This window comes from Aminobacter sp. AP02, assembly GCF_003148805.1.
Classification (GTDB): Bacteria; Pseudomonadota; Alphaproteobacteria; order Rhizobiales; family Rhizobiaceae; genus Aminobacter.
Genome location: NZ_QGGX01000003.1, coordinates 112,052 through 133,098, shown reverse-complemented (window position 1 = coordinate 133,098; position 21,047 = coordinate 112,052). Strand labels below are relative to the sequence as shown.

General features: G+C 62.1%; 22 protein-coding genes and 2 tRNA genes. 16 read left to right on the top strand and 8 right to left on the bottom strand.

What is annotated here, in order from left to right; genetic code table 11:
* Position 1: 1 nt before the first annotated feature.
* Positions 2-703, top strand: coding sequence for a DnaA regulatory inactivator HdaA (gene hdaA / locus C8K44_RS04470; protein WP_245417361.1), 702 nt, complete (start codon positions 2-4; stop codon positions 701-703).
* Between the two features lie 3 nt (positions 704-706).
* Here hdaA and C8K44_RS04465 read toward each other — a convergent pair whose 3' ends face one another.
* Together C8K44_RS04465 and C8K44_RS04460 are read right to left on the bottom strand one after the other, a co-directional pair.
* The gene (locus C8K44_RS04465; protein ID WP_109574563.1) at positions 707-985 is read right to left on the bottom strand and encodes a hypothetical protein; all 279 of its coding nucleotides are present in this window, start codon (positions 983-985) and stop codon (positions 707-709) included.
* Between the two features lie 60 nt (positions 986-1,045).
* Positions 1,046-2,155, bottom strand: coding sequence for a helix-turn-helix transcriptional regulator (locus C8K44_RS04460; RefSeq protein ID WP_109574562.1), 1,110 nt, complete (start codon positions 2,153-2,155; stop codon positions 1,046-1,048).
* A gap of 340 nt (positions 2,156-2,495) precedes the next feature.
* Here C8K44_RS04460 and C8K44_RS04455 point away from each other — a divergent pair, with 340 nt between their 5' ends.
* Positions 2,496-3,425, top strand: a complete 930-nt coding sequence (locus C8K44_RS04455) for a glutaminase (RefSeq protein WP_109574561.1) — start codon at positions 2,496-2,498, stop codon at positions 3,423-3,425.
* A 33-nt stretch (positions 3,426-3,458) separates the two neighbouring features.
* Here C8K44_RS04455 and C8K44_RS04450 read toward each other — a convergent pair whose 3' ends face one another.
* Positions 3,459-4,349, bottom strand: a complete 891-nt coding sequence (locus tag C8K44_RS04450) for a LysR family transcriptional regulator (protein ID WP_199227010.1) — start codon at positions 4,347-4,349, stop codon at positions 3,459-3,461.
* 135 nt (positions 4,350-4,484) lie between these two features.
* On the opposite strand from C8K44_RS04450, the gene C8K44_RS04445 reads away from it, so the two are divergent.
* From C8K44_RS04445 to C8K44_RS04425, 5 genes are read left to right on the top strand one after another with little or no spacing between them, the layout of a single operon-like run.
* Positions 4,485-5,525 carry an iron ABC transporter permease gene (locus C8K44_RS04445; RefSeq protein WP_158282708.1) on the top strand — a complete coding sequence of 347 codons (1,041 nt, stop codon included), beginning with the start codon at positions 4,485-4,487 and terminating at the stop codon, positions 5,523-5,525.
* The gene (locus tag C8K44_RS04440; RefSeq protein WP_199227009.1) at positions 5,522-6,535 is read left to right on the top strand and encodes an iron ABC transporter permease; all 1,014 of its coding nucleotides are present in this window, start codon (positions 5,522-5,524) and stop codon (positions 6,533-6,535) included. The genes C8K44_RS04445 and C8K44_RS04440 overlap by 4 nt, the downstream gene beginning before the upstream one ends.
* Positions 6,532-7,335, top strand: coding sequence for an ABC transporter ATP-binding protein (locus tag C8K44_RS04435; RefSeq protein ID WP_109574558.1), 804 nt, complete (start codon positions 6,532-6,534; stop codon positions 7,333-7,335). The genes C8K44_RS04440 and C8K44_RS04435 overlap by 4 nt, the downstream gene beginning before the upstream one ends.
* 12 nt (positions 7,336-7,347) lie before the next feature.
* Entirely contained in the window at positions 7,348-8,304 is a 957-nt protein-coding gene (locus C8K44_RS04430) for an ABC transporter substrate-binding protein (RefSeq protein WP_109574557.1), read from the top strand.
* Positions 8,305-8,331: 27 nt separating this feature from the next.
* Complete coding sequence (locus C8K44_RS04425) at positions 8,332-9,690, top strand: MATE family efflux transporter (protein ID WP_109574556.1); 1,359 nt, start codon at positions 8,332-8,334, stop codon at positions 9,688-9,690.
* A 167-nt stretch (positions 9,691-9,857) separates the two neighbouring features.
* Here the strand turns inward: C8K44_RS04425 and C8K44_RS04420 are convergent.
* Positions 9,858-9,934 (bottom strand) — tRNA-Pro (locus tag C8K44_RS04420).
* Between the two features lie 155 nt (positions 9,935-10,089).
* Here C8K44_RS04420 and C8K44_RS04415 point away from each other — a divergent pair.
* From C8K44_RS04415 to C8K44_RS04405, 3 genes are all read left to right on the top strand, one after another.
* Entirely contained in the window at positions 10,090-10,395 is a 306-nt protein-coding gene (locus tag C8K44_RS04415) for an ETC complex I subunit (protein WP_109574555.1), read from the top strand.
* A gap of 41 nt (positions 10,396-10,436) precedes the next feature.
* Positions 10,437-10,513, top strand: a tRNA-Arg gene (locus C8K44_RS04410).
* A 155-nt stretch (positions 10,514-10,668) separates the two neighbouring features.
* Positions 10,669-11,364, top strand: coding sequence for an MgtC/SapB family protein (locus C8K44_RS04405; RefSeq protein ID WP_245417359.1), 696 nt, complete (start codon positions 10,669-10,671; stop codon positions 11,362-11,364).
* A 29-nt stretch (positions 11,365-11,393) separates the two neighbouring features.
* Here the strand turns inward: C8K44_RS04405 and C8K44_RS04400 are convergent, their stop codons facing one another.
* Both C8K44_RS04400 and C8K44_RS04395 read right to left on the bottom strand, forming a co-directional pair.
* The gene (locus C8K44_RS04400) at positions 11,394-11,918 is read right to left on the bottom strand and encodes a cupin domain-containing protein (protein ID WP_109574554.1); all 525 of its coding nucleotides are present in this window, start codon (positions 11,916-11,918) and stop codon (positions 11,394-11,396) included.
* 108 nt (positions 11,919-12,026) lie between these two features.
* Positions 12,027-13,202, bottom strand: a complete 1,176-nt coding sequence (locus tag C8K44_RS04395) for a cystathionine beta-lyase (protein ID WP_109574553.1) — start codon at positions 13,200-13,202, stop codon at positions 12,027-12,029.
* 103 nt (positions 13,203-13,305) lie between these two features.
* On the opposite strand from C8K44_RS04395, the gene C8K44_RS04390 reads away from it, so the two are divergent.
* The 6 genes from C8K44_RS04390 to C8K44_RS04365 all read left to right on the top strand — a co-directional run bounded on the left by C8K44_RS04390 (position 13,306) and on the right by C8K44_RS04365 (position 19,383).
* Positions 13,306-14,100 carry a phosphatase PAP2 family protein gene (locus C8K44_RS04390; protein ID WP_158282707.1) on the top strand — a complete coding sequence of 265 codons (795 nt, stop codon included), beginning with the start codon at positions 13,306-13,308 and terminating at the stop codon, positions 14,098-14,100.
* Between the two features lie 242 nt (positions 14,101-14,342).
* Positions 14,343-15,371 carry an amino acid ABC transporter substrate-binding protein gene (locus tag C8K44_RS04385; protein ID WP_109574551.1) on the top strand — a complete coding sequence of 343 codons (1,029 nt, stop codon included), beginning with the start codon at positions 14,343-14,345 and terminating at the stop codon, positions 15,369-15,371.
* Positions 15,372-15,434: 63 nt separating this feature from the next.
* Positions 15,435-16,625, top strand: a complete 1,191-nt coding sequence (locus C8K44_RS04380; protein WP_109574550.1) for an amino acid ABC transporter permease — start codon at positions 15,435-15,437, stop codon at positions 16,623-16,625.
* Between the two features lie 9 nt (positions 16,626-16,634).
* Positions 16,635-17,792: an amino acid ABC transporter permease gene (locus C8K44_RS04375; RefSeq protein ID WP_109574549.1), complete on the top strand. Its 1,158-nt coding sequence runs from the start codon at positions 16,635-16,637 to the stop codon at positions 17,790-17,792.
* A gap of 23 nt (positions 17,793-17,815) precedes the next feature.
* On the top strand, positions 17,816-18,619 hold the full coding sequence (locus tag C8K44_RS04370) for an amino acid ABC transporter ATP-binding protein (protein ID WP_109574548.1): 804 nt from the start codon (positions 17,816-17,818) through the stop codon (positions 18,617-18,619).
* 92 nt (positions 18,620-18,711) lie between these two features.
* The gene (locus C8K44_RS04365; RefSeq protein ID WP_109574547.1) at positions 18,712-19,383 is read left to right on the top strand and encodes a TIGR02117 family protein; all 672 of its coding nucleotides are present in this window, start codon (positions 18,712-18,714) and stop codon (positions 19,381-19,383) included.
* On the opposite strand, the gene C8K44_RS04360 is transcribed toward C8K44_RS04365, so the two are convergent.
* Both C8K44_RS04360 and C8K44_RS04355 read right to left on the bottom strand, forming a co-directional pair.
* Positions 19,368-20,591: an FAD-dependent monooxygenase gene (locus C8K44_RS04360; protein ID WP_109574798.1), complete on the bottom strand. Its 1,224-nt coding sequence runs from the start codon at positions 20,589-20,591 to the stop codon at positions 19,368-19,370. The two genes, C8K44_RS04365 and C8K44_RS04360, sit on opposite strands and share 16 nt — an antisense overlap.
* 16 nt (positions 20,592-20,607) lie before the next feature.
* Entirely contained in the window at positions 20,608-20,856 is a 249-nt protein-coding gene (locus tag C8K44_RS04355; RefSeq protein ID WP_109574546.1) for a zinc-finger domain-containing protein, read from the bottom strand.
* Positions 20,857-21,047 lie beyond the last annotated feature (191 nt).

Genomic DNA, 21,047 nt, shown 5'->3' with positions numbered 1-21,047 from the left:
GGTGACGCGCGAGCCCTCCAAACCGCGCCAGTTGCCTCTGGACCTCGGCCATTCGCCGGGGTTGACGCGCGACGACCTGGTTGTGTCGCAGGCCAATGCGCAGGCTGCCGCACTCATCGACCGCTGGCCGGAATGGCCAGCACCCGTGGTGCTGCTCGCAGGCCCCGCAGGATCGGGTAAGTCGCACCTTGCCGCGATCTGGCGCGAGCATGCCGGTGCGATCGAGCTCAGCCCGTCCGATATTTCCGCGCATCTGGGCGAAGTCGGCGCTGTCCCCGTGCTGATTGACGATGCCGATCAGGGCAGGCTCGATCAGGAAGGTTTGTTCCATCTGATCAACACTGTTCGTGGGGCGGGCTCGCATCTGTTGCTCACCACGCGCAGCTTTCCCGCGTCCTGGGGCGTGTCGCTGCCGGATCTCGCCTCACGCCTGAAGGCTGCGGCGACTGTGGAGATCGAGGAACCCGACGACATGCTGCTGGCGGGGGTCATCACCAAGCTCTTCGCCGACCGTCAGGTCGAGGTCGAACCGCATGTCGTGCAGTTTCTGGTTCGGCGCATCGAGCGCTCGCTGTCGACCGCCATACGCGTGGTCGACCGGCTCGACCGTGCTGCACTCGAGCAAAAGACCCGAATTACCCGCGCGCTCGCCGCCGAAACGATCGGCGCGCTCGACGCAGGGCAGGGCGAGCTGGAGCTCTGAGCTTCAGGCGAGGCGCGAATACAGCGCCTTTGCCGCAAGCAGAACCGCGAGGATGGTGGCGTTGGAGGCAAGGCCGACGACCACCGCCGTGGTCGTGGACTGCCCATCCGCCGACCCGAGGCTGAACGGGATAAGCACCGCGACGAAGATGATGCCCAGCACAATCGGAATCCAGCGGTTGAGCGCTTGCGCGGTGTTGGCTGCCGTCAGTATCAGCGCAACAAGCAGGCCGATGCGGAACGGGTCGATAAGCTGAGCGAGATAGATGTCGAGATAGGGCACTGATATTCCTCCACAAACCAGATGCGCAGGTCACATACGAACTGTCGATTAGCCGATGGTCTAGTGGCCATTCAGCAGACCGCGCGGAAGCGTGACCCCGAGAAGAAGCCGCACAAGCGACGATTGCTTGGAGACACCCGATTTGGCGAATATCGACCTCAGATGCGAGCGCACGGTTTCCCTGGCGATGCCGAAATCGGCGCTGATGGCGTCGATCGTGCTGCCGTCGGCCAGTGCCGAGGCAATCCGCGCTTCGCTCGGTGTCAAATCGAACAGCGCCTGAAGCACTTTGGCCGGCGGCGCACCCGGACCGGGCAGGGGCATGACGACGAGGATGCTGTGCATGCGGCTGAAGAGGTCATGTGCTGAACCGCGCACCGGCAGGAGATGCGCCACACTGGTCGGCTTGCCGTCCTCTCCGGTGATCGGAAACGACTGTACGACGCCGCGCCTGGTGCCGCCGGCAAGCGCCGTCAGCGCGTTCTCGAGCAGGGCATCGGCCTTCTTGTCTACGATCTGCGCGCGACTGGAACCGTCCTTTACGACTGCCGGTATCAGCGTGTCCATCAGCCCGTTGCAGGCCAGCAATTGGCCACGCGCACCCAGCACCGCCGCTGGCATGCCGAGTGCATCCAGCGCGTCGGCGCCAGCACGGGCCTTTTCGAGACCGATTCGGGCGCTCACCATTGCGGCGCGGGCGAGATGCGGACGCATGCGGTCGAGCGCGTCGACATAACCCCGCTCGAAGGGACCGCGAGCTGTCGTCCGTTCGAGATTGAACGACAGCACGTCTCCGGTGGGGATCGGGATATGCGTGCCGGCAGCCCAGCCGATTCCTCGGGGATGAAGGAAATCGCGGTAGATCGGCTCCGTTTCGAGCTCTCGCTCGGTAAAGGCATCGAGATCGGTGATGAAGCCCGGATATGCCAGGGCCTCTGCTCGAGCGGCGCGTGCATTGACTGTCATCCAGCCCTCGCGCATGAACGCCTCCACATGCGGTGCGACTGCGTCCGAAGCGAGATAGGCCGAAGCGCCCCGGCTGATGGTGAAGAGATAGCCGCCCATGCCCTCGACGGCCTGCGCGAGCCCGCCAAGTAATATGGGCCACTTCTCTGGTATGAAGGAGGCCTCGTAGATCTGATCGATGAATTGTTCGGATAGCTCCGCCAATCGTTTGCCTCCCCCACCCAGGCCCGCGACCCGTTTACCAAAGTCATTCGCCCTTAGCGAACGGCCTGTGAACGGATTCACTAGGCTCAAGCCAGATCGAATGCAAAGGCGGATTCGGATATTGCTGATTCAGCTTCAATAGAACGATAGCACTAGACTTTGTTTCATCAAGCGCCGGGCGCGGCGGAGTATACGTACCTCAGCGGCAATTGCGGTGGCAGCGAAGTGCGCATGCCATGCCAGCGCGTACACAGTATCACCGCGCTTGGCTTGAGCGCATGAAAGGTGGCTTAGTGACGGCACCTGTCGATTCGAGCCACATGGCTTTTCGGGAACCGCGATGTCTGAATTGAAAGCTGCTCTGGACCAAATCGTTGCCGAGATGGCGAACGCGCCCGAGCGCGGCGAGGTCGCGTCCTACATCCCGGAGCTTGGAAAGGTCGATCCGGCGAAATTCGGGATCGCCGTCATCATGAATGATGGTGGGGTCGCTACTGCCGGCGATGCCGACGAGCCCTTTTCAATCCAAAGCATATCCAAGGTGTTCACGCTGGCATTGGCCTTGGGGCGTGTCGGCGACACCTTGTGGAAACGTGTGGGCCGCGAGCCTTCGGGCACGCCTTTCAATTCCATCGTCCAACTGGAGCGGGAAGAGGGGATACCTCGAAACCCGTTCATCAATGCCGGCGCGATCGTGGTCTCGGACGTACTTCTGGCCGGCCATCAACCGCGCGAGGCGATTGGCGAGATCCTGAGTTTCGTCCGTTCCGTTGCCGATGACGAAACAATCGTGATCGACCGCGACGTCGCCAGTTCCGAACGCGCCACCGGTTACCGCAACTTCGCGCTCGCAAATTACCTCAAGGGCTTCGGCAACCTGAACCATGCGCCGGAACTGACGCTTGGCGTCTATTTCCACCACTGCGCCATTGCGATGAGCTGTAAACAACTGGCGAATGCCGGGCGCTTCTTGGCGAATTCCGGCCGAATTCCTTCGTTGAATCACACGGTCATCTCGGGAGAGCGTGCCCGGCGTATCAATGCCTTGATGCTCACTTGTGGCCACTATGACGGTTCGGGTGAGTTCGCCTTCCGCGTCGGCATACCCGGCAAGAGCGGCGTCGGCGGTGGAATATTGGCGATCGTGCCGGGGGTCGCATCTATTGCGGTCTGGTCGCCCGGGCTCAACGATCGCGGCAATTCGATGCTCGGCTCGATCGCGCTTGAGCAACTGGCCAAAAGAATGAACTGGTCAATCTTTTCGTCCTGAACGCCAATTCGCACCATTCCGAACTGGGGCCCGTCAGACGGTTGCCGATCCCGATCCCCACTGGCGCAGCCAGGACGAGAACTGCTGGCTGAGAGCCGTTGAGGCGTCTATCGTCGCTTCATACGCGCCAACGATCGCCGATATCCCGGAGCACAACGGCACCAGCATGCCGCTCCTGAGCTCGTTTTCGATGAAAGCGGGATTGGCTTGTCCGACCCCGAGGCCGGAAATGCAGGCGTCGATCGCCGCCTCGTCGGTATCGAAGGTTATGGCGCCGGCTTTGGGCGCAAACTCCACCCCGGCAGAGGCCGACCATTGCAGCCATGACCACGCATCCGCCGTGTCGAGCAGGACCGGCAGGTCGAATAGAGCTTCAGGTGAAAGCGGCTCCGCGAGCCCCCGCAACAATTGGGGCGTACAGACGCTGACTGTCCTGTCCAGAAGGAACGCGTTCGACAATGCGGTCGGCTCCGTGCCTCTGACATAGTCGATCGTAAGATCCGCCGCATCGTTGCCTGGTCTTTGCGAACGAAACGACAGATCGGCCCCCGGGCAACTGCTCCTGAACGATCCGATGCGCGGGATCAGCCAGCGCTGTGTCAGCGTGATGGGAGCCTGCACGGTAAGCCGCGCCCGGTTGGGCGAAATTTCCCGTGCGCCGGTTTCGACAAGAGCAAGAGCACCCTTGGCGTGGGCGAGGAAGCGCCGCCCGGATTCCGTCAGCACGACAGCGTTGTGGCTGCGCTGGAAAAGAGCGGTGTCAAGACTCTCCTCAAGCGTCTTGATTTGCCTGCTGATTGCGCCCGGCGTCAGGCGCAGTTCCTCGGCCGCCAGCGTCAGGCTACCGGTACGCGCCACCGCAACGAATGCGGGCAGCGTGTTCAGAGACGGGAACCGGGGCGGTCCTGCTTGAGAGATTTGCATGCCGGATTGAGAAGTTTTCGATTGCACATTGGGTGGTGGTGGGCAATTTGCCATAAAACTTGAGAACTGTCCTCATCAATAAGCATGGCCCGCAATGCGAACGATGTTCCTTCACCAGAAGACCGGCGCGGCGCCATGACGTTGCTGATCGGTAGCACATCTTCTGACGGTGAGGCCGCCAAACCGGGCCGCAAAGGCTGTTTTGGCATTCTCGGCTTGATGGCCCTAGGCCTGGTTGTGCTCGCCGGCATTGGCTTCGCCGGGCTGTTCGTCGGCGGAGTAACCACGCCATTTCAGGTTGTCATCGATGCGCTGCTGGGGCGAAGCGCGGGACCTGAAGCGGCGATCCTTTGGAAGCTGCGCATTCCACGCGAACTTCTGGCCATCCTGGCTGGAGCAGCACTCGCCTGTTCGGGCGTGGTCATGCAGGGCGTGGCACGCAATGCGCTTGCGTCCCCCGACCTGACCGGTGTTCTGACCGGCGCAAGCTTTGCCATCGTTGTTTTCTACGTTTTCGTGCCCTCGGTCCCGGCCGTCATTCATCCTATCATCGGTCTTGCCGGCGGGCTGCTCGCCGGAGGTACAAGCCTGCTGATCGCCTCGGCCGGTGGATTGTCGCCGGTAAGGCTGGCTCTGGCAGGCTCCGCGGTCGCCTCCTTCTGCGCCGCCGGCATTACCACGGCGCTGGTCCACGCCGGGCCGACGGTTGCCTCCGCGTTCTTCTGGCTCACCGGCGGGCTTGCCGGTCGGGGCTGGCAACATCTTGGCGTCATGCTGCCCTGGGCTGTCGCGGGCCTGGGTGCCTGCGTCGTCCTGGCGCGTCCTCTTGACCTGCTTGCGCTGGGTGACGAGGCAGCTGAAACGCTGGGGCTCAATATACGTTTCTGGCGCGTGGCCGGCGCGCTGACGGCGATCGTCCTGTCGGTCGGCGTCGTGGCCGTCGCCGGCCCCATCGGTTTCCTCGGCCTGTGCATTCCCTATATCGCCCGCAGCATCGTCGGTGTCAGGCACCAGGTGCTGCTGCCTGTATCGGCGATGCTCGGGGCCATCGCACTGCTGAGTGCCGACACGCTTGCCCGCACCATGGCCGCCCCGCGTGAACTGCCGATCGGGGTGCTGACGGCAATCGTCGGCGGCCCCTTCCTCGTCCACCTGGTCTGGAGGAAGACGGCGTGAGCAGGCTCCCGTTCTGGCCGACGGCGGCTTGCAGCTTGTGCGCACTCGTGGCCCTTGCACTTCTTGCCGCGCTCAACGGCGCTGCCGATCTCGGCCTGCATCGCGGGCTTGAGGCCCTGTTCTTTCGCACGGGAGACGACGCCGGCATCTTGTGGGACATCAGGCTGCCCCGTGTCGTGATCGGTATCATCGTTGGCATTCATCTCGCCGTCTCGGGCCACCTGCTGCAGGCGGCGACACGCAATCCGCTGACCGACCCCAACGTGCTCGGCATTTCAGGCGGCGCGATGCTTGCCGTGATGGTCTTCCTGCTCGTCACCGTCTACTGGGGCCAGACCGACGGCAGCAAGCTGACCTCATATCCGGTCGCACCCTTGCCCTTCGTCGCGCTGATCGGCGGCTTGGTTGCCGCGACATTGACCTATCTCGTCGCCTGGCGCGCCGGGGCCACCCCGCTGCGGCTGGTGCTGGCGGGTATTTCCATTGGCATCACATTCCAGGCGCTGGGCCTCGGGATTTTCGCCGCCTGGGGTTCGACGCGCATGGAGACCGTATTGCTATGGCTGTCGGGCAGCCTTTATGCCCGTGGCTGGGAGCACGCGCTGCATCTGCTGCCCTGGACCGTTGCCGGGCTGCTGGCGCTGCCGGTGATGGTGGCCAAGCTCGATCTGCTTTCGATCGGTGACGATGCGGCGGCAACACTTGGCGTCAATGTCGGCGCGATCAGGTTCGCTGCCATCGCCCTTGCCACCGTGCTGGCGTCGAGCGCGGTCGCGATCGTCGGGCCATTGGGCTTTGTCGGCCTCATAACGCCTCATGCCGCGCGCCGGCTGGTCGGCACGTCGCTGGCCAGGTCGCTACCGATTTCGGCACTTCTGGGCGCTCTGCTGGTGACGCTCGGCGACCTCGTCGGCCGCGTCATCACCCCGCCGGCCGAAATCCCTGTTGGCGCCGTCACAGCGCTGATCGGCGTGCCGATTTTCCTCGTGCTTCTGGGACGACGCGTATGAACGGCCTGACCTGCCAGGATATCTCACTCGGTTATGGCGCGCGTCAGGTGCTGCGCGGCGTTAGTGTCGCGGTTCCCGCAGGCAAAATCACCGCGCTCATCGGCGCCAATGGCTGCGGCAAGAGCACCTTGCTGCGCGCCATGGCCGGCCTGTTGCGCCCGATGTCTGGCGAGGTCGCACTCGACGGCCAAAAGCTCTCGGCATGGCCGCGCAAGCAACTGGCGCGTCGGCTTTCTTTCCTCCCCCAGGAAATGGTCGATCCGCCGGAAATCACCGTCGCCGATCTCATCGCCTATGGCCGCCATCCGCATCGCGGCCTGTTGGGGCGCACCTCGCCCGGTGACGCCGAAGCAGTGGCGCGCGCCATTGCCGCCACCGACATGACCGGCCTTGCCGGCCGCATGGTCTCGACGCTTTCCGGTGGCGAGCGTCGCCGCGCCTGGATCGCCATGGCGCTAGCTGTCGAAGCCGAGATCCTCTTGCTCGACGAACCCACAACCTTCCTCGATATCGGCCATCAGTTCGAGGTGCTCGAATTGTTGCAGCACATCAACCGCACCCAGGGCATCACGGTGGTGCTTTCGTTGCACGATCTCAATCAGGCAGTCCGTTTCGCCGACCATCTCGTTGCGGTCGATCGCGGCACCATCATCGATCAGGGCGCACCCGCCGACGTCATGACCGAGCGTCTGTTGACGGAGACTTTCCGCGTCAGCGCAACCGTCACCCACAATCAGGATCACCCGCCGGTGTTCATTCCCACCGGCTCGATCAAGGCTCCCTCACGTCTTATTCATTGAAAGGACTATGTCATGAATCGCAGAGATTTCCTGATCCGTTCCACCGCAGTCGGCATGGTGGCGATGTTCGCGACCGCAGCCAAGGCAGCACCGCACACCATCACCGACGACCGCGGCGTGGCCATCAAGCTGCCCGACGATGCCAAGCGAGTGGCGGCCATCTCCTATTTCGGTGCCGATGTCGCCTTGGCGCTCGGCATCACGCCTGTTGCCTCCACCTACATGGTCGAAGGCCGCAACCCCGACCACTTGCTCGACAGGCTTGTCGACGTGCCCAAGATCGGGCAGCGGGCCAATCCTAACCTCGAACTCCTGGCGCAGGCAAAGCCCGACCTGATCGTTGCCATAAAGCGCTACACCGAAGCCAATGCCGGCAAGCTTGAAGAGATCGCGCCCTATCTCGCGGTTCGCCTTGAAACGCCCGAGGATTCCGAACGCGACCTGCTGCTGGTCGCCGAGGCGCTCGGCAAGAAGGCGGAAGGCGAAAAGCTCGTCTCAGATTTCCATGCCGAGTTCGATGCCCTCAAGGCCAAGGCGCCGAAGGACCGGGGCATCAAGTATCTTTATTTCTACGGTTCGGGCGAAGCGCCATGGACCTTCTACGAGGACGATGTCACGGCCTCCATTCTGACCGCTCTCGGCGGGGTCAATGTCGCAGGCAAGAACCCGACGCCCGAAGTACCCGACAACACCGCCTTCGAAATGAATCTCGAGGCCATGCTGGTTGCCGATCCCGACGTCATCATCGTCTATGACTACGGCCCGGACCGTCCGTTCGAAACCAATCCGATCTGGTCGTCGCTGCGTGCGGTGCAGGAAGGCAAGGTCCATTTCGTTGGCGACCACTGGATCGAATCGCACGGCCCCATCGCCCGGCGCGTGGTCATCAACGAGGCCGCCGCGATCCTCTATCCCGACGTCTTCAAGGCCGATTCTCCACGTACCATCGCGGCCCGAATTCTCGCCTGACATTATAGGGACTTTCTGAAGCGCGACATGGCGAATTCACACAACTTGTCGCGCTTCATCGACGACGCGCGCCACATACTGGAGCTGGCGGTGCCCCTGGCATTGACCCAGCTTGCCCAGGTAGCGATCTCGACCACCTCGATCATCGTGCTTGGCCTGCTCGGATCAGTGGAACTGGCTGCCGGAGGGCTGGCGATCGGGCTGTTCAACCTGCTGCGCACGATGGGCGTCGGCCTTGCAGTCGGGACGGCCAACCTCGTTGCCGAAGAGGCGAGAAGCGCTGGCGATGCCGGAAAGATCGCGCGCTACGCTGCCGCGAGCCTGCAGATATCTACATTGGCCGGCCTCGCTGCCATGGCGTTCATGACCCAGGTTGAACCACTGCTGCTGATCCTGGGCCAGGATGCCGAGGTGGCGCGGCTTGCAGGCATCTACCTGATGGCAACGTCCTGGGGCATTCTGCCATGCCTGTGGTTCAACGCGCTGCGCAGCTTCACCGTCGGCCTGAGAAAGCCGGGACCGGTCTTGGCGATCACCTTGGCGTCCATCGCCATCAACGCAGCACTTGCCTCCGGCCTTGCCACCGGCCGTTTCGGCTTGCCGCAGATCGGCGCGTCAGGGGTGGCCATTGCCGCCGCCTTGGTTCACCTGGCAAGCTTTGCCGCGCTTTCGGCCCATGTCCTGCGATCCCCTCGCTATCGAGCGTACAGGCTCGCGCCAGCCTTTCTGCAGTTGGATGCGGGAGCCTGGAAACGCACGCTGGCTCTCGGCGTACCGACCTCGGCAACTTACGGTTCGGAAGCCGCTTTTACTGTCGCCATTGCGCTTTTGATGGGGACGTTTGGCCAAGCTGCCCTGGCCGCCCACAACATCGTCAACCAGATCATCTACATTGCCTTCATGCTGGCAGTCGGCCTGTCGCATGGCACGTCAGTTGCCATCAGCGAGGCGCAGGGCCAGGGGCAGGGCGCGATGAAACGCCGGTACGGCGCGACCGGTATCGGCATCGGCATTGCCGTCATGTCAGCCGTCGGTGCGGGCTATGTCCTGCTGCCCGGTGTGGTGCTCGCCCCCTTCGCTTCCGGATCGGGATCGAACGCCGCGGACGTGATGCAGCTCGTCGCCCATTTGCTTGCCATTGCAGCCGTCCTCCAACTCTTCGACTGCTCGCAGAACATCGGCGTGGGCCTGATGCGCGGCATCGGCCGTGCCAGGCTGACGCTTGGCCTCACCCTCGTCGGCTATTGGCTGATCGGCCTTCCCGTGGCTGTGGCCCTGTCTTATGCGATCGGCCCGACGGGGGTGTGGTGGGGGCTTTGCGCCGGGTTGGCAGCGACCGCGATGCTGATCTTATCAAGCTTCGAGCGTCTGACGCGGCTGCGTTGATTCGAACCGGCCGATTTCGCCAAGAGGGCAGCCAAGCCTGTCTTTCGGGAGTGCGATTCGTCACAAGCCCGGTCGCCGTGTCCAGCATGTGCACACAAAGACAGGCCTGCCCGACAAGCCGGTCAATCGATGCTCGGGAGCCAGGCATTTGAAGGTGGGAAGTAAAATGGTCGGAGTGGAGAGATTCGAACTCCCGACCCTCTGGTCCCAAACCAGATGCGCTACCAGACTGCGCTACACTCCGAAACATTTCGAAGCCGTGCCTAGTGGCTTCTGCACGACAAGGCAAGGGCAAAAACACCGAAACCGGCTTTCGTCTTGCAGCAATGGCGATTGCACAGTAATGACGGGCTCATCTGGATGTCCGCGCGGTTGTGCGGACTCACGAGTGAGGTAAGTATGTCCGCGCGAATTTTCAGCCCCGCCAAGACCGCCATGCAGTCGGGCAAAGCCAAAACCGGGCACTGGGTGCTCGAATTCGACGCCGAGAAGCCGAAAAAGATCGACCCGCTGATGGGCTACACCAGCTCGGGCGACATGAAGAGCCAGATCCGTCTCACCTTCGAGACCCGCGAAGAAGCGGTCGCTTATGCCGAAAAGGAAGGTATCGCCTTCCGCGTGCAGGAGCCGAAGGAAGCCAAGCGCCGGCAGATTTCGTACTCCGACAATTTCCGTTATGACCGCAGGACGCCCTGGACGCACTGACGTTCCAAGGCAAGATCATCCGCCCCGAAAGGGCGGCCAGCGGTCCCGTAGCTCAGCTGGATAGAGCACCGGCCTTCTAAGCCGATGGTCACAGGTTCGAATCCTGTCGGGATCGCCATCTTTTCGTCGCGAAGCGATCGCTGCCAATTCAGCCTTTCAGGCTTCACTTGGCTCCAGCTTGCCTCCGAAGTCGCAAGCCGCTTAAATCTGTTCTGCGGGCAGGTCCCGATCCATAGCCTCATCGCCTATGAGCGGAACCAGATGACGCATTCATTGCCCGACTTCCTGTCGATTGCGCCCAGGCTTGTCATTGCAGTCTTTCTGGGCGTGCTGATCGGCGTGGAACGCCAGTGGCGACAGCGCCATTCGGGATTGACCACGCATGCGCTGGTGGCGCTCGGCGCGGCCGCCTACAGCGCGTTGCCGACGTTGGTCGGTGTGACCAGCGAAGTGCGCATGGGCAGTCAGGTCGTGACGGGCATTGGCTTCCTGGGGGCGGGACTGATCATGCGGGATGGCCTCAGTGTGCGAGGCCTGAGCACGGCGGCGACCGTATGGGCCACGGGTGCGGTTGGCGTTCTGGCGGGCTACGGCAATCCCGTCGAGGCAGCCGAACTGGCGGTTCTGATCGTCTTGATCAACCTGATACTTCCGCGCCTCAGCTGGCTGATCGATGAAATGGCCCCCGAAAGCAAGGAGGTCCCGCGCTTTTACGTCATCGAGCTGAAATGCAAGGCACGCGACGAGGCGATGGTGCGAACCATGCTTCTCCAGGCGCTCAGCGTCAGAAAGCTAAGGCTTCAATCGCTGGAAAGCCATGCGCTGCCAGATACGAACTCGGTTGAAGTGGAGGCCCTGGTATTCTCCGCGCGCGAGGAAGACAGCCTGGTGGAGCACCTGGTAGGCGAACTGAGCGTCACGCCGCAGATCGTCGCAACGAGTTGGACATCAACCACGCCGCCCGAATAGGACGCAGGAATAGTTGAAAAATGCCGGCGCTAGCCGCGCCCTTGTTCCTGCTTCGCGCGAAGCCTGTCGGGCAGTCCGTCATGTTCGCCCAGCACGCGTTCCGGCGCGTCCTCCCACCAGTCGTCGCGCATCGGTTTTCTCTCGGGATTGCGCGGATAGACGATTCGGTTTTCGGCCTTGTCGGTTTCGCCGATGACCAGCAGGCGTACTTCGGTTTCGGTGTTGTTGAGAAAGCTGTGGGCCAATCCCGTGCCTGCGGGAAAGCCGACGGAATCGCCTGGCTTCAACCGGTGCAGATTGCCGTCCAGCCAGACGTCGGGCTCGCCGTCCAGCACATAGACGAATTCCTCTTCGGCACTTTCGGCATGCGGAAACGACGTCCGCCGACCGGGCGGCAGTCGGACATGGTGGATGCCGATTCGCTCGAGGCCGAAATGCGCGGCGAGGGGCGCGCCAATGCCCCTCAATTCGCTGGTGCCAACAAATGTCTCGCCATCAGGCCGCTCTATCTCGGTCCAGTGGGCGATTTCTGAAGGACGGTCGGACGCGGCCATTTCGATCCTCGCCAAAGTTGCCAAGGCACCACTGTTGCGCTCGCCGACTACGCCGTCAATGTGGGCAGTGTGACCCCAAAGGTTCGAATCGGTCCGAACGGCTCGACCTCACTCCGCGCTGTTTGCCGCAGCCAGGCCGGCAGCAATGTCTTCCTTGAGGTCGGCTACGTCTTCCAGCCCGATCTGCAGGCGGATGATCGGTCCCTCGTAGGGCTCGTTGGCGATCTTGCGGTCGCCGAGGAACACCGGCACGGCAAGGCTCTCGTAACCGCCCCAGGAATAGCCGAGGCCGAAGATCTCAAGCGCGTCGAGGAAGGCATGCGCTTTCTTGGTGCTGCCGCCGGCGAGAACGATCGAAAAGATACCGCTGGAGCCGGAGAAGTCGCGCTTCCACATGGCGTGGTCGGGATGGCTTTCAAGTGCCGGGTGCAGCACCCGTGCGACCCCTGGCTGGCCTTCGAGCCAGCGCGCTATTTCCAGCGCGCTCTTTTCGTGATGCGCGAGCCGAACGCCCATCGTGCGCAAGCCGCGCAGCACCTGGTAGACGTCGTCGGGGCCAGCACAGCAGCCGAGCGTGTCGAAAGCTTCCCTGAGGCGCGGCCAGCAGGCGGCATTGGCCGAAACCGTGCCGCTCAGGATGTCCGAGTGGCCGGCCGGATATTTGGTGGCGGCATGAATTGTGACGTCGATGCCAAAGTCGAGCGCTTTGAACAGCAGCGGCGTCGCCCAGGTGTTGTCCATCATGACGATCGCACCCGCGGCGTGCGCGGCTTTAACGATCGCGGGGATGTCCTGCACCTCGTAGGTGTTGGATGCCGGCGATTCAGTGAACACGACCTTGGTGTTGGGCTTGATCAATGCGGCGATGCCCGCGCCCACATGCGGATGGTAATAGTCGACCTCGACCCCGAGGCGCTTCAGCATGGTGTCGGCGAAATGGCGGGTCGGATGATAGACGGAATCAGTGATCAGCACGTGATCGCCGGCCGACAGGAACCCGAGCAGCGGCACGGTGACGGCGGCCAGGCCCGAGGGAACCGCGATTGTTCCGGCCGAACCCTCGAGTTCGTCGATCGCATCGCACAAGGCGTCGGTCGTTGGCGTTCCACGAGTGCCATATGTGTATTTTTGAGCACGTCCAGCCATCGTTGCGGCGTTGGGATAGAGAACCGTCGAGGCGCGCACGACCGGCGGATTGACAAAGCCATGAAAGCCGTGTGGATCGTGCCCGGAATGCGCGAGCCGCGTGTTGACGCCTTTGATCCTACCGTTGTCTCGAGTCATGAAACCGCACCCTTTCAGCGAAGACGCCAGCCATAATGCGACGGCTCAACCCGCGCAACCGCCGCGCACGCGCGTTCGGCTGGGCCAGGCATGGCCGGCGGGCTTGACAAAGCGACTGGTCGAGACAGTCGGCTTTACCTGGCGCCGCATGTGGCGCGCTCCTATCGGCAGCCCTTCGCCGGTGTGGACGCGCCAGCTGACACTTTTGGTGCTTGGCGGCGCATGTGCCGTCGGATTGCTGTTTTTCATTGATTCGGCGGCGATGGATTTCGTGCTCTCCAACCGCAACAGGCTGACGAACTGGCTTGCGTGGCTGAGCGATGTCGGCAAGTCGGAGTGGTATCTCTTTCCCGCCTTTCTGGTCTATGTTGCAACTGCGACCGCCGATTGGCGTGGCGTCGGCTATGGCTTCAAGGCGCGTCTGGTGACGCTGTTTGGCCAGGCGGCTTTTGTTTTCGGCTGCGTTGCGGTGACTGGCATTGCGGTCAATATCGTCAAGATATTCGTCGGCCGCGCCCGACCTGCATTTTACGGCGAATACGGCGCATACTACTTCGATCCGTTCGTCGTGACGCGTTATTCGTCGAGTTTTCCCTCCGGCCACGCGACCACGCTTGGCACGGTAGCGGCAATCCTGATGATCTGGTTCCCGCGTCATTGGCTGCTCATCGCCATTGTCGGATTGATGCTGTCGGCACTGCGCATTCCAGCCGCCGCGCATTATCCATCCGACGTGAACGCAGGTTATCTGTTCGGCCTGATCGTAACGATTGTAATCGCGCGGTTCTTTGCTGCGCGCCGTGTCGGCTTCCGCCCTGTGCCGGGCAAGCTCCTGCCTGCGGCGACCGGCTTGGGCAGGTGGAAGTGGCAGTCGGCTAAGCCGCGAGAACCACGTTAGTCACGTTCAGCACAGATAGTGCCCGTACGTTTCTAATACTAAAGACCGAGGCGTGGATCGCGGGTCTTTATTGCTTGACCTAACAAGAATTATCGCCTTCGATGGCATTTGTGGACCGGACTGCAGCAAAGCGCGCCGGCAAGGTGCGCGATCCGGATATGGGCCGGATAGGGGACGCTGAGTTCACACTTTAAAAAGACGGGCAACGCAGCCTGGAAAAAACAGAAAAGGGTTCGTGGGTCATGAAATACATCATTTCGGGCATTCTCGGGGCTGCTACGCTCGGCCTCATGGCGACCGCCGCTTCGGCCGGCACGCTCGAGGACGTCAAGGCAAAGGGCTTCCTGCAATGCGGCGTCAGCACAGGCTTGGCTGGCTTTTCGGCGCCGAACGACAAGGGTGACTGGCAGGGGCTCGATGCCGATTTCTGCCGCGCGGTCGCAGCTGCCATCTTTGGTGATGGCACCAAGGTCAAGTTCACGCCGCTGTCCGCCAAGGAACGCTTTACCGCACTTCAGTCGGGCGAAATCGACCTTCTGTCGCGTAACACCACCTGGACCATCAACCGCGATACGGCACTTGGCCTGAACTTCGTCGGCGTCACCTATTTCGACGGCCAGGGCTTCATGATCAATGCCAAGAAGCTGCCTGGCGTGAATTCCGCGCTCCAGCTTTCTGGGGCCGCGGTCTGCGTGCAGACCGGCACCACGACCGAGCTCAATCTCGCCGACTACTTCAAGGCGAACAAGATGGAGTATAACCCGGTCGTCTTCGAGAAGCTCGAAGAGGTCAATGCCGCTTATGACGCCGGCCGTTGTGACGTCTACACGACCGACCAGTCGGGTCTCTACGGCATCCGCCTGACGCTTAGCTCGCCGGACGATCACGTCGTTCTACCTGAGATCATCTCCAAGGAACCGCTCGGACCTGCCGTGCGCCAGGGTGACGACAAGTGGTACCACATCGTCAAGTGGACCTATTTCGCGCTGCTGACTGCCGAGGAACTCGGCATTACCCAGGCCAATGTCGAGGAAATGAAGGGCTCGGGTAATCCCGAGGTCAAGCGCGTGCTTGGCACCGAGGCTGAGACCAAGATCGGTACCGACCTTGGCCTCGGCAATGACTGGGTCGTCAATATCGTCAAGGCCGTGGGCAACTACGGCGAAGTCTTTGAACGCAATGTCGGCCAGGGCAGCCCGCTGAAGATCGCCCGCGGCATCAATGCGCTCTGGACCAAGGGTGGACTGCAGTACGCGCCGCCCATCCGCTGATCCGAAGTCTCGTCCGGGGGGCGGCGATGCCGCCTCCCGGTAACTCTTTCAGAGGGACTTCCGATGGCTACGCAGGACATACCCCGTGACGTAGGGGGCGGCCGCGCGTCGCTGCTTTACGATCCGAAGGTGCGCGGCATCTTCTTCCAGATCCTCGTGGTCGTGGCGCTAACGGCGTTCGTCTACTGGATCATTGGCAATACGATCGAAAACCTGAAGCGCGCCAACATCGCCTCGGGTTTTGCCTTTCTCAATGGGCGGGCCGGCTTCGACGTCAGCGACACGCTGATCGCTTTCGATTCTGATTCGACCTACAAGCGCGCACTGCTGGTCGGCCTCATCAATACGGTGGTGGTGGCAGCGGCCGGCATTGTCACCGCTTCAATTCTCGGCTTTCTGATCGGCATTGGCCGACTGTCGCAGAACTGGCTGATCCGCAAGATCTGTACAGTCTATGTCGAGGTCTTCCGCAACATCCCGCCGTTGCTCGTCATATTCTTTTGGTATTTCGGCGTGCTCTCGGTGCTGCCGCTGCCCAAGGAGAGCATAGAGCTGCCTTTCGGTTCTTTCCTCAACAGCCGGGGTTTCTATTTCCCCAAGGTGGTCTGGGGCGAAGGCTCGATGCTGGTCCCAGTGGCATTCCTGCTCGGCATAGCCATGTCGTGGTTCGTTGCACGGCGGGCAAAGCAACGGCAGATGGCCACCGGCGCGACATTTCCCGTGTTCTGGACCTCGCTTGCCCTGATCGTCGGCCTGCCGCTCCTGGCGCTCGCCGCGACGGGGTTTCCCCTGAGCTTCGATTTTCCGAAGAAATCAACCTTCAACCTGACCGGAGGTTTGCAGATCAAGCCGGAGTTCCTGTCGCTGTATCTGGCCTTGTCATTCTATACGGCCGCATTCATCGCAGAGATCGTGCGCGCCGGCATCAAGGGCGTCAGCAGCGGGCAGAGCGAGGCTTCCGCCGCGCTTGGCCTGCGTTCGGGGCAGGCGCTACGGCTGGTGGTGGTGCCGCAGGCGCTGCGCATCGTCATCCCGCCTCTGACCAGCCAGTATCTGAACCTGACAAAGAACTCGTCGCTGGCGATTGCAATTGGCTATCCGGATCTGGTCGCCGTCGGCGGTACGGTGCTCAACCAGACCGGACAGGCGATCGAAATCGTGGTCATCTGGATTGTCGTCTATCTTGGCCTAAGCCTGATCACGTCAGCCTTCATGAACTGGTTCAACGCCAAGATGGCGCTGGTGGAGAGGTAGGAGGCGGACATGTCGCAAAGCGATCTTCACTACGTCCGCACCGAAATGGCGCTGCCGCAACCAGCGCCACTTCGCGAGCGCGGCCCCGTTGCCTGGATGCGCAAGAACCTGTTTGCCAATCCATTTGACTCGGTGCTGACGATCATCGGTCTTTTGATCGTGGCGATAGTCGTGCCGCCGCTGTTCAACTGGGCATTCGTCAATGCCCAGTGGACCGGCACCGACCGCACGTTCTGCGCCACCGTGGCTCAGGGTGGCATCCAGCCTGACGGCTGGTCCGGCGCCTGCTGGGCATTCGTCAACGCCAAGTTCGGCCAGTTCATGTTCGGCCGCTATCCTATCGAGGAGCGTTGGCGGGTCATGCTTGTGGCGATCATGTTCGTGGCATTGCTGGTGCCACTGCTGATCCCGCGTGTACCGCGCAAGGGGCTGAACGCCTTGCTGTTCTTTGTTGTGTTCCCCATCGTCGCCTTTGTCTTGCTGGTAGGCGGCATGTTTGGCCTGTCGCATGTCGAAACCCCGCTTTGGGGCGGACTATTGGTGACGCTCACGCTGTCCTTCGTCGGTATCGTCGTGTCGTTGCCGCTCGGCATCATCCTGGCACTTGGCCGGCGTTCCAAGATGCCGGTGGTGAAGATGCTCTCGGTCATCTTCATCGAGACGATACGCGGTGTGCCTTTGATCACCGTGCTGTTCATGGCCAGCGTGATGCTGCCGCTGTTTTTGCCGGCTGGCGTCAGCTTCGACAAGTTCCTGCGCGCGCTGATCGGCGTGTCGCTGTTCGCCTCGGCCTATATGGCCGAAGTGGTGCGCGGCGGCCTGCAGGCCATTCCCAAGGGACAGTACGAGGGGGCTGATTCGCTCGGCCTGAGCTACTGGCAGAAGACCGGTCTGATCATCCTTCCACAGGCGCTGAAGCTGGTCATTCCCGGCATCGTCAACACCTTCATCGGCATGTTCAAGGACACCAGTCTCGTCTACATCATCTCGATGTTCGACCTGCTTGGCGTGGTGCGCCAGAATTTTTCGGATCCCGCCTGGGCCTCGCCCCAGACGCCGGCCTCGGGGCTCGTTTTTGCGGCGCTCGTGTTTTGGATGTTCTGTTTTGGCATGTCGCGCTACTCTATCTATATGGAACACCGGCTCGACACCGGTCATAAACGATAACGAACAACAAAAGGGAACGGCCCATGGCCATCGAAAACGCAGTCAGCGCCGACGAGATCAAGGTTGATCGGGCCAAGATGCACATCTCCGACACTGATGTGGCGATCGACATTGTCGGCATGCACAAGTGGTATGGCGAGTTCAATGTGCTCAAGGACATCAACCTCAGGGTCATGCGCGGCGAGCGCATCGTCATCTGCGGCCCGTCTGGCTCGGGCAAGTCGACGATGATCCGCTGCATCAACCGGCTGGAAGAGCACCAGAAGGGCAAGATCATTGTCGACGGCAAGGAACTGACCAACGATCTCAAGAAGATCGACGAGGTCCGCCGCGAAGTCGGCATGGTGTTCCAGCACTTCAACCTGTTCCCGCATCTGACGATTTTGGAGAACTGCACGCTGGCGCCGATCTGGGTGCGCAAGACTCCGAAGAAGCAGGCTGAGGAGCAGGCCATGCACTTCCTGCGCCGGGTCAAGATCCCCGAGCAGGCCAACAAGTACCCCGGCCAGCTCTCGGGCGGCCAGCAGCAGCGCGTCGCGATCGCGCGCTCGCTATGCATGAACCCGCGCATCATGCTGTTCGATGAGCCGACCTCGGCGCTCGATCCCGAAATGATCAAGGAAGTGCTCGAGACCATGGTAGGCCTCGCCGAAGAGGGCATGACCATGCTGTGCGTGACCCACGAGATGGGCTTTGCCCGCAAGGTCGCCAACCGCGTCATCTTCATGGATCAGGGCCAGATCGTCGAGGAGAACACGCCAGCCGAGTTCTTCGACCATCCCCGCCACGAACGTACCAAGCTGTTCCTCAGCCAGATCCTGCACTAGGATCCGCGCTCAACGATCTGAAAGCCCGGTCGCATTTCGGCCGGGCTTTTTTGTTGGACGTCGAATCGCGTCGACATGGGGATAGCCTGCCGGTGAGAAGGACTTTCCGTATTCTGGGCTTTCTTGTCCTGTTTGTCTTTGTTGCTATTGCTCTCGGCACACTCGTGCCCAGGCCGCTTTTTGGCGGTCCGCCGGCTGAAGCAATGCCACGTCACATCCTTGTGTTCACCAACCCGATCCATACCGACATTGCCGTCCCGCTTGATGCGTCGGTGCTGGAAAAGTTCGGCTTCTTGCTCGATGCCGGCATAGAGGCAGACCTGCCGGCGGCGCGCTATCTGGTGTTTGGCTGGGGCAGCAAGGCATTTTACATCGGAACGCCGACATGGGCCGAGCTCAAGCCAGGCCCGGTGCTTGCGGCGCTCACGCTCGACAATTCGGTGATGCATGTCGATCTGGCCGGCGACGTTGCGCTGCCGCACGCGACTGTCAACCGCTTCGATATCGGGGAGGCGGGGTTTGCCGCCCTGCTCGATTTCATCGAGCGCAGCTTTCAGAAGGGGCCGGATGGCGTGCAGCGCATCGCGGGCGTGAATTACGGCGCGTATGATGGGTTCTTCGAGGCCAATGGGAAGTTCAACGCCTTGGCTGGCTGCAACACTTGGACGGCGGCCGCCCTGCGTGAGGCCGGCTTGACGACCGGCTGGTGGAACCCGCTCCCGGCGACGCTGAATTGGTCGCTCGGCCTCTACAACCGGCCCTGATCTGACCAGCCGGGCGGGGTCCAGCCATAGAGCCAGTCCATGTCGGCGGCGAGGCTTTGCGGCGATTTGAGTTTGAGGAACAGGTTGCGCGCGATGGCCACCGGTCCGCTGGCATGCCAGGCGAAGTGGTTGAGCGCGCCGCGCCGCGCCACCTTGTGCACGCGTGACTTGCGCTCCGTTTCCCACCGGAGCAGTGCTTCATCGGTCTGCGGGCCTGCCACGACCGCATCTGCCAGCGTATAGGCATCCTCGATCGCCATTGCCGCTCCCTGGGCGGCGAAGGGCGTCATGGCGTGCGCTGCGTCACCAATCAACGCGATGCCGCCTGGAGTTGTCCATGGGCGCGTTTGGTCGACTGTGTGCAGCGGCCAGACCGTCCACGGTCCAGCCTCGTCGACGAGCTTGGACAGAGCAGGGGCGGTGCCGCGCATAGCGCGTTTCAACGCGTCGGTGTCGGTATCGCCCGACCACTGTTCGGCGATCGAATTGCCCGGGGTGAAGGCTGCAAGATTGATCGCAGTGCCGGCACGGATTGGGTAGGCAACGAGATGAAAGCCCGCATGAAGAAAGGTCGTCACCATCGTCGACGAGCCCAACGCGGCAAAGTGCCGGCCGACGTCGCCATCGGCTGAGATCGTCGTGCGCCAGGCCAGTTCGCCGGAAAAGCGGCTTTTTTCGTTCGGGCCGACCAGCCGCCGACAGGACGACCAGACGCCGTCTGCTGCGACAAACAGACCAGATTCGAGATGGGACGTGATGCCGCCTTGCGCGAGTGACACCCTGATCCCGTCCGCCTGCGTCTCGACGTCGGTGACCTCGGAGCCGGTGGCAAGGTCGATCAGCGGGCTTTCGGCCACACGCGCGAGCAACGCACTTTGAAGGTCGGCGCGATGGGCGACGAGGTAAGGGGCCTTCCAGCGCCGCTCAGCTACCGCACCCAGCGGCACACGTGCGCGCTCGGCCAAGGTTACCGCATCACGCAGCACCACCGCTTCGGGCCGCACTGTCGAGGCGCTGACCAGATCGAGTACACCAAGACGGTCGAGGATGCGGGTGGCGTTGGGGGAGAGCTGGAGCCCGGCACCGACTTCGTCCAGCACCGGCGCGCGTTCGTGGATGCGAACACCAAAGCCATGTCTTGCAAAGGCGAGTGCTGCAGTGAGGCCGGCGACACCGGCTCCTGCAATCACGACCTGCCGCGATTTCATGATCGCGGCTTTGTCGTCAGGCCGCGCGGTCAACGACGTAGAGGCAGCCCGCCGGCTGCGTCTCAGTCGCCTTCAGCTTCGAGGAATAACGGTAGAGCGTCGAGCAATAGGGGCACACCTTCTCGGCGTCCGCGCCCATGTCGAGGAACACATGCGGGTGGTCGAAGGGCGGATTGGCGCCCACGCACATGAATTCCTTGACGCCGATCTCGATCACGGCATGTCCAGCATCGTTCTGGAAGTGGGGAATGGAGCCGCCGGCCATGGTGTTTTTCCCTTCTGAGGAACTTCGCGCATGAATGCCACGGCGCGTTTGCGTGTCCAATGGAACGCGCGACGCCGTTATCGGAAGCGTTTGTATCATAAGCGGCAGGTTTGCAAGATGGTGAAATGAAACTGTCGCAATTGCCTGTCAGAGGATAAGTTGAGCCGGATAAGCGGCGGAACGCGGCGAGG